The organism is Actinoplanes lutulentus (assembly GCF_003259845.1).
Classification (GTDB): Bacteria; Actinomycetota; Actinomycetes; order Mycobacteriales; family Micromonosporaceae; genus Actinoplanes; species Actinoplanes lutulentus.
On the sequence record NZ_QLMJ01000001.1, the window covers coordinates 1 to 14018 of the forward strand.

Below are 14018 nucleotides of genomic sequence, written 5' to 3' on the forward strand. Positions count from 1 at the left end.
CGCCGCGTTGACCAGGTTGGTGGCCTCCTGGAGCTCCTTCTCCGCGGACATGTGCGCCCAGAAGTCCGTCACCAGGTAAGCGCCGTAGGCCCCGGCGAACGCCGCCGTCAGGCTCTGCTCGTCGTAGTTGTCGGCCTGCACCACCTCCGCGCCGAGCTTGACCAGCTCCTGCGCCTTCACCGACGTGGTGTTGCGGGTCAGCGCCCGGACCGTGAAACCGCCGTCGGGGTCGTCCAGGATCGCCCGGACAAGACCGCCACCCTGAGAACCGGTAGCTCCGACGACCGCGATAACCTTTTTCTCACTCATTTCCTACTCCTGATTTTCCGATGTGGGCTTGCGTAGCTGCAGAACCGCGACCACTAGCAGGACTGCCAGACTCACGGCGACGTTCAGGACGGACATCCGTATGTCCAGGCGCTGTGCGGCAAGACCGAGACCCAGGACCGGCACGGTCAGGCCCAGATAGCCGACCAGGAAAAGACCGGCGAGGGACTCGCCGCGCAACCCAGGTGCGGCCAGGGCCGCGGCGGTCGCCACCGCACCCTGCAACGCCACACCGGCGCCAGCGCCGCTGAGCAGTCCACCGGCAAGGAAGACACCAACGCTGGGCAGCCACACGCCGGCGACCAGCGCCCCCAGACCAGCGATCAGCACACCGCTGCCGGTACGCAGCTGAACCGCCTGGCTGTGCCGGGCCATCGTCAGCTGCCCCGCCACCCCGGCCGCAAAGACACCGAAGGTGACCACGCCTGCCACGGCAAGCGAATGCTGATCGAGCGCCCGGCGCAGAATGCCCGGGGTCAGCGACGTGAACAGGCCGAAGACCGCAACGGACGTGAACGCGATCATCCCGGCGGCCGCGTACCGGTTGCCGTGGCCCGGCGGCACCGACGCCCGCTGCGGACGCCAGCGAAACGCACGCGGCGCGACCGTCTCCGGCGCCAGAAACGTGCCGGCCACGGCAAGAGCCAAAAGCAATTCAAAGACCAGATACGGTACGACCAAAGGGCCCGGCGCGTATTCGGCGAGCACACCACTGATCAGCGGGCCCAGGCCGGCGCCGCCGACGTTGGCGATGGTGGCGGCCATCGCGGCCCGCCGGCGATCCGTTCCCGGATGCCGCGCCAGGTGCAACTCCATGAGATACGCCGTGGCGGTGGCCGTGAGCAGCCCTACGCCGGCGCCGGACAGGATCCGGCCGGCGAGCAGGCTGCCGAGACCGGGCATCAGAAACAGCACACCAGCGGCCATCGCCGCGATCAACGCCCACCGCAGCACCCGGCGACGCCCCAGCCAGTCGGAGACATGACCGGCGGTGAAGACGCCCAGCACGACCCCGACGCCATAGGAGGCGAACACGACCGTCGCCGTGGACAGGCCGAAACCGTCACGCTGCTGGTAGAGCACGGAAAGCGGGGTAGGCGCCGCGGAGAAGGCCATCATGACCGCGAACGCGTACGCGACCGGCCAGAAACCGTCGCCGCGGTGGCCGGCCCTCACCGCCGGAACGGTGAGGGCCAGGGTAGTGCCGGACATCAGAACTCCTCAGACAAGTACATCGTTGACTCGTCAAGCGTCGTTCTCATCCGGCCTACCGCACCCCTGACCTGCGGCTGGGCTCGATCGCGTTCCGCGATATCAGGACCCGGCGGCCGCCAGCACCCGGTCACGGGAGGCAACCGCGCGGTCGCGGGCGCCGCCCGCGTCGACGCCGACCAGCACGCCGCCGCGCTTGCGGAACTCGCCGTCGATAAGCACGGTGTCCACGTCGCGGCTGTCGGCGAACAGCACCGCCACCGCCGGGTCCGGGGTGATCCGCAACGGCGAGGAGGCCGGGTTCACCAGGATCACGTCGGCGCGCTTGCCCGGAGTCAGCGACCCGACCCGGTCGTCGAGGCCGAGCGTGCGAGCGCCCTCGATGGTGGCGAACTCGATCGCCTGCCGGCTCGTCAGCGGCACGCTCTCCGGCGCGGCGCCGAGGTCCAGTTGCTGCTGGTACTGCACGTTGCGCTCGGCCTCGAGGACCGCACGCATCTCGCCGAACAGGGTGCTGGGCACACCGGCGGTCACGTCGAGCGACAGCGCCGGCCGGATACCGACAGCCAGCAGCCGGCCGGTGGCCGGGGTGCCGTGACCCATCATCATCTCGACCCGCGCCGACACCGAGGCGTTGCCGCCGCTGTCGGCCAGCATCTTCAGCTCGTCGTCGGTCGACGAGTTGGCGTGCAGGAAGATCAGGTCCGGGCCGAGCAGGCCGCTCTCGTGCATCTGAGTGATCGCCCGAGCCTGAGCGAGCAGGCCGATACCCACGTGCAGCGACGACCGCACGCCCAGCTCGCGGGCCAGGGCGATGTCGTTGGCGGTCGTGGCGATCGTGGACATCTCCGGACCACGGATCGCCAGCGCCAGGGTGAGCAGCTGGTCGGTGGAGCTGAAGTACTGCGAGGCCAGCCGGCGGGCATCGACTGGGTGCGGCCGCTCGCTGGCGTAGTACCACGACGGGTCCGAGGTGGGGATGCTGTGCCCGAAGACCGCGCGGATCCCGGAGGCGGACAGCGCCTCCACCGAGGCGTCCGCGTGCTCCGGGGTGTTCATGATGTGCGCCCAGTCGAACAGCGTGGTCACACCGCTGTCGAGCGCGTCGAGCGCACCGTAGTAGGTGCCGTCGCGGACATCGCCCGGCGTGAAGACCGGCGAGAGACGACCGATGATGCCGGCGAAGTAGTCGTTGAGCGTCCAGTCCGCGGCGGCCTGCGCGAAGCCGCCCTGCCAGGTGTGCCGGTGAGTGTCGATCAGACCGGGCATGACGATCATGCCGGTGGCGTCGACGATCTCAGCGTCCGGCGCATCGATGCCGGTACCGACCTCGACGATCCGGCCGCCGTCGATCAGGACGTCACCGCCGGCGATCTCCCCGATCGCCGGGTCGATCGACAGGACGTGACCACCACGAATGAGTTTGCGAGACATGAGCGTGCCTTTCTTCGTACCGATGAAGGGGTTTGCAGATCAGTGCGTCATCGGAGCCATCTGCCAGACGTCGAGCCGAAGGTCGACCAGCAGAGGCCCGGACCGGGCGGCGATGACCTTGTCGACCAGCGGCAGGTCGTCGAGGTCGCGGACGGTCACACCGGTGCCGCCCAAGGCCTCGGCGACGGTGACCAGGTCGGGCCAGGCGAACAGTGAGATGGCCGGGTCGAGGCCGCGGTCGGCGAGCTGGACGTGCTCGGCACCGTAGCCACCGTCGTTGCAGACCACGACGATGATGTCGAGGCCCTCCCGCACCGCGGTGCCGAACTCGGTGATACCGCCGTGCATGAACCCGCCGTCACCGCAGACCAGCACCACCGGGGCCGGGCGGCGAACCGCGGCAGCACCGATGGCGGCACCCATGCCGGTGCCGATCGACCCGAAGTTCTCCGGGAAGACGAACGCGCGGGGATCGGTCACCCGGATATGGCGCAGCGAGGTCATCATGAACCGGCCGCCGTCACTGACCACGATGCGCGACAGCGGCAGGATGTCGTCCAGAGCCCGCAGAGCGGTCTCGGCGTCGACAGTGCCGGGCGCGGTGGTGACGACAGCAGGCTCCGGCAAGGTGATCTTGCGCTTGGTCACGTCGGCCTGAAAACCGCTCGACGGTGCGCCGATCACGTCCAGCGCGACGATCAGGGCGTCGGCGACCACTGCCGCATCACCGGTCACCGAGGCGTCGACCCCGACCGCCGTGGCCTGCGGGTCGGTGTCGACCACCACCACCTGCCGGCCGGTCAGCAGACTGCCGTTGCCCGTCGTGTACGCGTTCAGACCGGCACCGACCGCGATGACCAGATCAGCCTCGCCGAGAATCTCCCGGGAGCCCGGATCGGCCAGTCCACCGGCGATACCGAGATCGAACGGCTCGCCACGAAACAGCTCCTTGGCCTTGAGCGTGGTCGCGACCGGAGCACCGATCCGCTCGGCCAGCGTCAGCAGCTGCTGACGGGCGGCGAGCGCCCCACGACCGGCCAGGATGACGGGCCTGCTCGCCGTGGCGATCCGCGCGGCCGCGTACCGAATCGCAGTGGGGTCGGGTTGCGGGGTTTGGATGTCCGGCAGATTCAGCGCGACGTGCCGATATTCCACCTCCGCCCACATGAACTCGGCCGGAATGTTGAACACGACCGGCCGGCGTTCGAGCACGGCGCGGCGCACGGCCACGGCCAGGTCGGCCAGGGTGCTCTGCGCGGTGGCGGCTTGTTCGAATCCGGCGCCGGTGGGCACCACGACATCACGCTGGGCGATGTCCTGAATGTTGGTGCGGCTACCGGTCGCCGTGTCGCCGGCGATCAGCAGCAGCGGCACCCGGCCGCGGACCGCTTCGACCAGGCCGGTGAGCGTGTTGGTCAGAGCGGGGCCGTGGGTGACCGTCACCACCGCCAGGCGCCGCGACACATTCGCGTAGCCGAAGCCCATGAACATCGCGCCGGACTCGTGGGCGGCGGCGACGTATTGCCCACCGGTGTCGTGCACGAAGCTGTGGACCATGAACATGTTGGCGTCACCGATGAGGCCGAACATGGTGTCGACGTCGTAGTCGGCCAGGGCGCGAGCCAGGGCCGCATGCAGCTTCATCGTTGTTCCTCCTCCGGCCGTCGTCAGGCCGTGGAAGAAGCGAACCGCTCACTCATCGACGCAGTGTCAACAGAACGATGACGGCCATCTCACGTCATCACCGTGCCGCTGCGCCCAGTCCTGCAGGGCGTTGAGTGCGGGTAGCAGCGAGTCGCCGAGTTCGGTCAGGTCGTATTCGGTGCGCGGTGGTATCTCGGCGTGGTAGGAGCGGGTCACCAGGCCTCGGCGCTCGAGTTCGCGCAGTCGGCTCGACAGCATGGAGGGGCCGATGCCTGGTATCTGCTTGTGCAGTTCGGTGAACCGGCGGTGACGGCGTCCGTCGAGTGCCAGCAGGATCTGCACCACCCACCGGCTGGTGATCAACTCCAGTACTGAGCTGGTGGTTCGCATGGTCGGTCCTTCCTCGCCCGGTGCCCGCCGGTGTCGCGGGCACCGGGATTGAACCTCGGCGATGTCGACATCTCGTTGACGACCGATCCATGCCGGGTGCTGTCCCCGGCGGCACCAACAAAACGTTGACCTGACGTCCATGCCGGACGGTTGCACTGGGGCGGACACCATCGTATGGAAGGGAAGTCGCAGCATGCACGAGGTCGAAGAGTCCTCAGGAATCGACCGGCGCACGATCCTGGGCTACGGCACCGCGGTGGGCGCCAGCAGTGTTCTCGGCGTTGTCGCCGCGGGTGGGCCGGCCGTGGCCGGTCCGCGCGGCGCGGCCGGCGGATTCCGCCGGCCGCCGGGTCTCACGGGCAAAGCGTTGCTGCCCGGCGATCCCGGGTACGCAGCCGAGGTCAAGACCTACAACCTGGTCCAGACCCCGAAGCCGGGCCTGATCATTGCAGCCGCCAACGCCCGTGACGTCCAGATCGCGGTCCGGTACGCGGCCTCGCGGTGCGCGCCGATCGCAGTGCTGGCGACCGGTCACCAGCCGTCGGTTCCGATCGGCCCGGACGCGGTGCTGGTCACCACCCGGTCGATGAGCGCGGTGACCGTCGACGCGCGGCGGCGGGTCGCCCGGGCGCAGGCGGGTGCGCTGTGGCAGCACGTCGTCGACAAGTCGGTTCCGGCGGGGCTGGCTCCGCTCAACGGCTCCACCCCGATCGTCGGCGTTGTCGGCTACACGCTCGGTGGTGGGCTGAGCCCGACGCTGGGCCGCAAGTACGGGTACGCCGCCGATCACGTGCGCAGCATCGAGGTGGTGACCGCGGACGGGCGGCTGCGCATGGTGACCGCGAAGTCCGACCCGGAGTTGTTCTTCGGCCTGCGCGGCGGCAAGAGCAACTTCGGTCTGGTCACCGCGATCGAGTTCGACCTGTTCCCGGTGACGTCGTTCTACGGTGGCGCCATCCTGTTCGCCGGCGAGGACGCGGGGCGGCTGCTGCATGCGTACCGCAAGTGGGTCCGCACGGTTCCCGAGGCGATGTCGTCGTCGGTCGGGCTGCTGCGTGTCCCGGACCTCGAGGCGTTCCCGCCGCCGCTGCGCGGCAAGCTGGTGGCAAGCCTGCGGATCGCGTACGTGGGACGGCCCGAGGTCGGCGCGTCCCTGGTTCACCCGTTGCGGCAGGTGGCGACGCCGATCATCGACGCGGTGGCGTCGCAGCCGTACGCGGCTTTCCCGGTGATCCATGCCGACCCGGTCGACCCGGCGCCGGTGTACGAGCGGACCGCTCTGCTGCGCGAGCTGAACGCCGACACCGTCGACGCGCTGCTGGCCGTCGCGGGGCCGAAGGCGCCGTTCCCGATCAGCCTGGTCGAGGTCCGGCACCTCGGCGGGGCCCTGGCTCGCTCCCCGCGGCAGCCGAGCGCGGTCTCGCAGCGCGACGCCGCGTTCACCCTGTTCATGGCCGGGGTCGCCGGACCGGAGCAGGCGGCGGCGACGCGTGCCGCGGAGGAGAACATCATCCGCCGGCTGCGGCCCTGGAGCACCGGCGGCATGTACCTCAACTTCATGAACGTCGACGACGCGTCGGTGGATGCGGTACGGCACGCGTACCGGCCTGAGGTGTACCGGCGGCTGCGCAAGCTGAAGCGGCGCGTGGATCCCGCCAACCTCTTCCGCCTGAACCACAACATCCCGCCGGCGTGACGACCGGTGCCGGTGCCGGCCAGGGCACCGGCACCTCCTACTTGGCGAGCGCCTGCGCCAGCTCGTCGCGGGCGGAGACACCGAGCTTCGGGAAGATCCGGTAAAGCGTGTTGCGTACGGTGCGGTGCGACATGAACAACCGCTCCCCGATCTCTCGGTTCGTCAGTCCCTGCGCCGCCAGCGTGGCGATCCGCAGCTCCTGCGAACTCAGCTCACTGGTCGCCGGACGCGGCCTGCTGACCAGACTCTCCCCGGATGCTCGCAACTCCACCGCGGCCCGCTCGGCCCAAGCCGGCGCGCCGGCCGCCTGGTAGAACTCGTACGCCGAGCGAAGCGGCTCGCGGGATTCCGCCCGGCGCCGCTGCCGCCGCAACCAGCGCCCGTAGGCCATCAACAGCGACCCCCGCTGCCACGGCCACGCCTCGATGCCGGCGTTGAACGCCGCTGCGAAGGCCGCGCCGGCGTGGTCGCCGTCGGCCAGCAGCGGCGCGGATGCGGCAACCGCGACGAGCAGCTGCGGTGAACCGGTGCGGTGCGCCAGCTCGGTCAGCTCGGCGTGCACCGGCCGCACCTCGTCGAGCCGTCCGGACATCGCCGCCGCGTCCATCAGATCCGTCAGCGCCCACGCTCGCGCGTTCTGCTGATACGCCCGCCCGTCCGGCCGGCACACGTCGATCAGCGCGTCGAACGCCGCCGCGGGGTCACCGTCCGCCAGGGCCGCGGTGCCCCGCACGAGCTGCACCATGGACAGCAGCGAATAAGCGCCGGCGCCGGCCAGCGCGGCATCGGCATGCGCCGCGATACCGGTGGCGACCTGCGTCTCACCCTGGCGAGCCGTGACCATCGCACCGGCAAGAACCGCGGTGACCACCATCCGGGGAAAGACGAACTCGCCGGCGACCCGCATGGCCTCCTCGACCGCGTCGCTCGCCGCCTCGTGCTGGGCCAGCAGGACACACCCCCATGCCTGCGAGGTCAGGATGCTGACCAGGTCCGCGAAGTCGCTGGTCGCGCGCAGATCCGCGGATGCCGCCGTGAGGTATGCCACCGCTTGCGGGATCGCCCCGACGGCGATCGCTGCCTGACCCAGGTTGCCGCGGTCCGCGCCGCTCACATCCTCAGCCGGCCATGACGACAGCCGGTGGCGGATGCCGGCGCCGCGCTCATCCGGCTGGCTGAAGGCCTCCAGGACCAGTCGGCGTGGCTCGTCCTCGGGCAGTGTCAGCGAGTCGACGGCGCGGCCCAGCAGGTCGCGCTCGGCATCGCCGAAGTTGGCCCACCAGCCGAGAAGAAAAGAGATCAGGAGAAGCTCGACCGCCTGGGCCGGGTCGTCCGCACCGTGGCGCAACACCAGTTCCGCCTGGCGGATCCGGCCGGCCGGCCCGGCCCAGCGATCGGCCGCCATCCCGTCCAGGGTGATCGTCACGATCGCGGCCTGCATGGGATCGAGCAGTTCCAGGTCCACTTCGCCGGCCAAGCGGCGAATCGCCTGTAGCGGACCCGAATCGTTGTAGGCGAAGATGGCCGCGATGCGACGGCGCGCAGCGGCGCGCGGATCCGGGCTCAGCCGCGCCGCCCGTTCCAGCACCACCGCGGCCGTGCTCAGGCCACCACGGTTGGCCCTGCGCCTGGCCATGCCTTCCAGCTCGACCGCGATCGACTCGTCCGGTGTCGCGGTCGCCAGCGCCGCGTGCCACAACCGGCGGTCGGCGTCCCCGCTGATCGATCGGGCAAGGCCCGCATGAACGGCCTGGCGCAGATCGGGGCTGACCGCTCGTTCGACCGCGGCACGCATCAACGGATGCCGGAACCTCAGTCGCCCGGCGAAAACCCACATCAGTCCGGCCTGCTCCGCCGGCGCCAGATCAGCCAGCGTCACCGAACGGACGAGCAGCTCACCCGCCGCCGCGAGCGCCTCGGCCACCTCGTCCGAGTCGTTGACCGCGGCGACCACGGCGACCATGCCGGCCGGTTCGGGGAGCGACCGGGCCTTGGCACCGAAGGTCGCCTCCAGCCGATCGGTCAGCGGCAACGCCGGACCACTCAGGTCGGTTTCGCCCGCCAGTTCGGTCAAGGCCAGCGGATTACCGATCGCGGCGGCCAGCAGCCGCTCCCTGACCAGCGCGGGCATACCCGGTGCCCGGCTGTCGAGCAGTGCTTCGGCGGCCCGGCGGGCCAGCGGCAGGACTGCCAGTTGCGACAGGTGCGCCGCGGCGAGCGGGCTGTCCGCCATCTCATCGGCGCGGGCGGCGCCCACCAGCAGCACCGCATCGTCCGCGAGACGGCGGGCCACGAAGGCGAGCACCCTGGAGGTGTCCCGATCGAGCCATTGCACATCGTCCACCGTCATCAGGATTGACGTCTGCTGACCCGCGTCGGACAGCAACTGGAGCACGCCCAGCGCCACGCGCTGCACGGAGACGCCGTCGGCGTCGCCGTCGTCCAGCGCCGCCATCAGAATCGTCCTGGTCGTGGGCAGCAGGGCGCCCGCGCCGTCCAGAACGGGTGTCAGCAGTTGCCGCAGGCCGGAGAACGCCCAGTCCGCCGTCGCCGGGCTGCCCGCACAGCTGAGCACCCGTACACCCGCGGCACGCGCGCGGGCCACCACCACATCCAGCAGGGCCGACTTGCCCACTCCGGCGTCGCCGACCAGGAGAAGCCCTCCGCCGGCGCCGGCCTTCGCTCTGCCGAGCGCCTCGGAAAGCACAGCGATCTCGGATTCCCGGCCGATCAGTGGTGCCATGATCGGGCATCCTACGTCGCGGCCGGCCGGCGTCATCGGATCGTCGACACCTCGTTGATCTCGGCCACTGAGCGTTGTCCCGTGACTCTGGAATCTCTGAACCTGAACTCGCTGGACCCGGCATCTCCGCCTCTGCGAACGTTACGGCTGTCCCGGAATGGCCGGGTGCTCACCGTCGGTGTCGACGCGCCGCCGCACAATTTCATGACCACCACCATGCAACAGGATCTGCTGCGGGTCGTCCGGGCCGTCGACGCCGACACGAGCATCGGCGTGGTGGTGCTGACCGGTGCCGTCACCGGCCGATTCATCACTCATTTCGACATCGCGGACCTGCTCGCCGCGGCCGAGGCCGCGCCGTCGTTGCCCCGGCCCGCGGCCCGGGCGCTGCTCGCTGCCGTGCGGGCATTGTCCGCGTGCGGTGCCGAACGAATCGTCGAACGGTCCCGGCTGGCCGGAGTGCTGGCCATCAGCCGCTTTCATCAGCTGGTGCTGGGGATCGCCCGGTCCCGGGCTCTCTGGATCGCCGCCATCGACGGCCCGTGCGGCGGCGGTGGCCTAGAGATGAGCGTCTTCTGCGATATGCGGATCGCCGCCGAGACCGCCACGTTCATCGTGCCGGAACTCTCCGTCGGCCTGACCACCACGGTCGGCGCGCAGCGGTTCACCCACCTGGTCGGGCCGGCCCGCGCGCTGGAGATGATGCTGGAGGCACGCGCGTACTCGGCTGCCGAAGCACAGGCGGCCGGGTTGGTGCAGCGGGTGGTGCCGCAGCAGGACCTGCTGGAGGAGGCGGCCCGCACCGCGGCCCGATACGCGCGCCGGCCCTCGTCCGCGGTAGCGGCCCAGAAACGCATCATCAACCAGGCGTACACGCTCGGGGCGCGGGCCGTCCTCAAACGCGAAGGCATCGCCCAGCTCACCGGCGTTCCGACGCCCGGCACCCGGGCGGCGTTGCGCCGGTGGCTGGCGATGCGGCAGCCGGACGGCGACTCGGTCTTCCTGACCTCACCCGGGCCGTGGCGCGACGGCACCGCCGTCGACTTCCATCAGCCGCCGCCGTGACCGGCTAGCCCATCGTCCACGGCGACTTGCCGGCCACCGTCACCGGCTGCGGGCCGGCCAGCGCCTCGGTGGCCGGCCCGTCAGCAGGCGGTGCCTCAGCAGCCAGTGCCCCAGTCACCGGCCCGGCGGCGGACGGCGTCTGCGTGGCGGGTTCGGATCCTTCCAGGTCGATGTCCGGCAGGATCCGGTCGAGCCAGGCCGGCAGCCACCAGTTGGCCTTGCCGAACATCGCCATCGACGCCGGCACCAGGATCATCCGGATCACCGTGGCGTCCACAGCCACCGCGGTGGCCATACCGAGCCCGAGCATCTTGACGACGATGTCCGTGTCGGCGGCGAAACCGGCGAATACCACCACCATGATCAAAGCTGCGCTGGTGATGACCCGGCCGGTCGCGGCCAGCCCCCGGACCACGCTGGCGCCGGCGTCCCCGTCGGCCAGCCAGTACTCGCGGATCCGGGAGAGCAGGAAGACCTCGTAGTCCATCGACAGACCGAACAGAGCCGTGAACAGCAGCACCGGTACCCAGCTGGAGACCGGCACCGGACGGTCGAGCCCGAGCAGACCGCTCCCCCAGCCCCACTGGAAGACGACGGTCAGAACACCGTAGGCCGCGGCGACACTGAGCAGGTTGACGAAAGCCGCCTTCAGCGGCACCAGAATGCTGCGGAACACGATGATCAGCAGAAGCAGGGACAGCCCCACCACGACGGCGACCACCAGCCACAGCCGTTCACCCAGCAGATCCGCGATGTCGACGAAAACCGCGGTGACACCGGTGACCTCGGCTCCGTCGGGCAACACCCTGCCCCGCAGCTCGTCGACCAGGTCGTCGGAGCGTTCATCACTGGGCGCGAATGCCGCCTGAACGCTAATCGCCGCGGCGCTGCCGTCCGGTGACAGGACCGGCTGAGCCACCCGGGCGACATCCGGCAGCTCCCGGACGCTCTCCACCAGAGCCGGCAGGTTGTCCGCCGGTACCTTTCGCAGGTCGACGGCGATCAGCATCGGGGCGTACGCGCCCGGCCCGAACTCCTGCGCGATCAGGTCGTACGCCCGCCGGACCGTTTCCGACGCGGGCTGGCTGCCGGCGTCCTGCGGCCAGGTACGCATGGCCAGCGCAGGCGCACCGAGCAGCAGCATGAACACCAGCGCACCCATCGCCCAGGGCACCGGCCGGCGGCCGACCCGCTGCGCCCACCGGGCAGTGAGCGTCGGCCGCTGAACGCCCGCGTTCCCGGCCGGGGTGAGCTCGCCTGCCGACTGCCGGGCGGCGATCTCCCGCCGCTGCCGGCGGCCGAACAGCCGGTTCCCGGCCGCCGCCGACAACGCCGGAACCAGCGTGACAGCGGTCAGCATGACGGTGGCGACGATGATCGCCGTGGTGTAGCCGTACGAATAGAAACTGGACAGCCCGGCGAAGAGCAACCCGGACAGCGAGACCAGGACGGTGGCGCCGGCCACCAGGATCGAGCGCCCAGCGGTGGCGGTGGCGCGGGCCGCCGCCTCCACCGGGGACAGGCCCTCACGAAGTCCCTCGACATGCCGGGTCACCAGCAGCAGGGCATAGTCGATACCCACACCGAGCCCGATCATGGCCGCGGCCGTCGGGGCGGTGGAGCTCACCTCGGCAACGGCGGCCAGCAGGATAACCCCGGAGCCGCCGACGCCCAGCCCGACCAGCGCCGCCAGAATCGGCAAGCCGGCCGCGATCACCGATCCGAACGCGATCACCAGGATGACCAGGGCGGCCACCAGGCCGACCGCCTCGGCCACCGAGCCGGAGGCGGTCTCCTGTTCGGGCACCTGCCCGGCGAGCTCGACCTGAATTCCGGTGGCCCCGGCGGCGCTGGTGGCCGCCAGCAGGTCGTCGACGGCGCTCGGACCGAGATCGGTGACCGGCTTGAGGTAGCGCACCTCGATCAGAGCCGTGTCGCCGTCGGCGGACATCCGCGGCTCACCGACAGCACCGACGTCTGTCACCTCGCCAACCCGTTGACGGACCTCCTCGACCAGACCGCGATCGAGGCGGACGCCGCTGGTGTCGTGCAGGACGACCCGGGCCTCGGTGCCGGACACCGCGGCGAAACGCTCACGCAGCAGGTCGGTGCCGGCCTGTGACGAGGTGCCCGGCACGTCATAGCTGGAGCGGGTGTCACCGCCAAATGCTCCAGCCAGGCCCAGCGCCACCGCTAGGAACCCGATCCACAGCGTCAGCGTTCGCCACGGGTGGGCGGCGCACACCGAACCGAGACGGTGCAGGAATCGCGACATCGGGTGTTCTCCTCGGTGAAGGGATGCTCCAGGCCAACCGGCAGTCGACCAGGCCATGGTCAACAGGGCATCGACAGCACCTCGATGCGATGCCCAGCGATGCCCTGCCGATGAAACGTTGACCTTCACCACGTGTCGTGGATCAGCACCGGGCGGCGGCATCCGGTGCCTCGACTGATCCAACGGGCGGAAAACCGGCGCGAGCGCCGCGATCCGCAGTACGGGAGCAACGTGATGATGAATGCGAAGACATCGACGCTGATCGCCACACTGGCGGCCGGCGCCATACTGATCACCGGGTGCGGCAAAGCGGAGGAGGAACCCGCGGCGAGCACACCCCCGGCCGACAGCGCGCTGTCGCTCGTCTCGGGCACGGCCGAGTCGAACAACGCGGAAAAGGGCACGGGCGACTGGGCGTACCCTCAGGGCGGCCCGGAGCTGGCGGCGAGTCGCGACAAAGCGCGCAAGTGGGTTGCCCTGGCCGCCACGTCGGTCGACGATCTGGACCCGGTCGTGGTCAACGGCGCCGGTCTGACGCTCTACCGTTTCGATGACGACGATGCCGAGCCCTCGAAGTCCAACTGTTCGGGCAAGTGCGCCGAGACCTGGCCGCCGGTCGCGGTGCGCTCCGGTTCGAAGGTGTTCATCCGCGGCATCCAGAAGGATGCGATCGGGTCCGTCGTGCGTGACGACGGCACTCTGCAGCTGACCCTCGGCGGCTGGCCGGTCTACCGCTTCAGCAACGACACCCGCCCCGGTGACACCAAGGGCCAGGGAGTGGGTGGCACCTGGTTCGGTGTCACGCCGGACGGCCAGCGCGCCGCCGGTGACGGCGACGGCGAACCGGCCGGTGGCGGCCAGGACGAGGGCGGCCAGGACGACGGTGACTCCGCCGTGATCGAGCAGCCGCAGGACGCCGAGACACCGGAAGGTTCCGGGGCTCGCTCGATCACCCTGTTCGAGGAGCCCGACTTCGCCGAGTCAGGTTCTTCTCAGGGCATCTCCGGCACCGGGTGCCTGCCCGTTCCCTCCCCCGGAATCGCCTCGTCGGTCAAGACGACCCGCACGGTGCGAATGTGGGCGGAGCCTGGCTGCAAGGGCGATGTCCGGCAGATCACCGGCGACGTCAATGACCTGAAGGACATCGACTTCGACGACGCTGTCGCCTCGGTACGGATCCTCTGACGGCTCTTCTGACTGCTTGCGAGGGCGCCGTGATTCGGCGTCCTCGC

At 70.2% G+C, this 14018-nt stretch carries 10 protein-coding genes; 3 read left to right on the forward strand and 7 right to left on the reverse strand.

Annotation, left to right across the window (positions count from 1 at the left end):
* The 5 genes from B0I29_RS00005 to B0I29_RS00025 all read right to left on the reverse strand — a co-directional run.
* Positions 1 to 309 (reverse strand): NmrA family NAD(P)-binding protein (locus B0I29_RS00005; protein ID WP_181557618.1); only part of this gene is annotated, 309 nt, incomplete at its 3' end.
* Between the two features lie 3 nt (positions 310 to 312).
* Positions 313 to 1539 carry an MFS transporter gene (locus tag B0I29_RS00010; protein ID WP_111646706.1) on the reverse strand — a complete coding sequence of 409 codons (1227 nt, stop codon included), beginning with the start codon at positions 1537 to 1539 and terminating at the stop codon, positions 313 to 315.
* A gap of 102 nt (positions 1540 to 1641) precedes the next feature.
* The gene (locus tag B0I29_RS00015; protein ID WP_111646707.1) at positions 1642 to 2973 is read right to left on the reverse strand and encodes an amidohydrolase family protein; all 1332 of its coding nucleotides are present in this window, start codon (positions 2971 to 2973) and stop codon (positions 1642 to 1644) included.
* A gap of 39 nt (positions 2974 to 3012) precedes the next feature.
* Positions 3013 to 4617: a thiamine pyrophosphate-binding protein gene (locus tag B0I29_RS00020; protein ID WP_111646708.1), complete on the reverse strand. Its 1605-nt coding sequence runs from the start codon at positions 4615 to 4617 to the stop codon at positions 3013 to 3015.
* 66 nt (positions 4618 to 4683) lie between these two features.
* A complete protein-coding gene (locus B0I29_RS00025) occupies positions 4684 to 5007 on the reverse strand; it encodes a winged helix-turn-helix transcriptional regulator (protein WP_111646709.1) in 324 nt (107 codons plus the stop codon).
* A 193-nt stretch (positions 5008 to 5200) separates the two neighbouring features.
* Between B0I29_RS00025 and B0I29_RS00030 the strand changes: the two genes are divergently transcribed.
* Positions 5201 to 6703, forward strand: coding sequence for an FAD-binding oxidoreductase (locus B0I29_RS00030; RefSeq protein WP_111646710.1), 1503 nt, complete (start codon positions 5201 to 5203; stop codon positions 6701 to 6703).
* A gap of 37 nt (positions 6704 to 6740) precedes the next feature.
* On the opposite strand, the gene B0I29_RS00035 is transcribed toward B0I29_RS00030, so the two are convergent.
* Positions 6741 to 9446, reverse strand: coding sequence for a helix-turn-helix transcriptional regulator (locus B0I29_RS00035; RefSeq protein ID WP_181557619.1), 2706 nt, complete (start codon positions 9444 to 9446; stop codon positions 6741 to 6743).
* Positions 9447 to 9527: 81 nt separating this feature from the next.
* On the opposite strand from B0I29_RS00035, the gene B0I29_RS00040 reads away from it, so the two are divergent.
* Positions 9528 to 10511 carry an enoyl-CoA hydratase/isomerase family protein gene (locus B0I29_RS00040; protein ID WP_146616658.1) on the forward strand — a complete coding sequence of 328 codons (984 nt, stop codon included), beginning with the start codon at positions 9528 to 9530 and terminating at the stop codon, positions 10509 to 10511.
* Positions 10512 to 10515: 4 nt separating this feature from the next.
* On the opposite strand, the gene B0I29_RS00045 is transcribed toward B0I29_RS00040, so the two are convergent.
* Positions 10516 to 12786, reverse strand: coding sequence for an MMPL family transporter (locus tag B0I29_RS00045; protein ID WP_111646713.1), 2271 nt, complete (start codon positions 12784 to 12786; stop codon positions 10516 to 10518).
* Between the two features lie 234 nt (positions 12787 to 13020).
* Between B0I29_RS00045 and B0I29_RS00050 the strand changes: the two genes are divergently transcribed.
* On the forward strand, positions 13021 to 13971 hold the full coding sequence (locus tag B0I29_RS00050) for a hypothetical protein (RefSeq protein WP_111647291.1): 951 nt from the start codon (positions 13021 to 13023) through the stop codon (positions 13969 to 13971).
* The last annotated feature ends 47 nt before the right edge of the window (positions 13972 to 14018 follow it).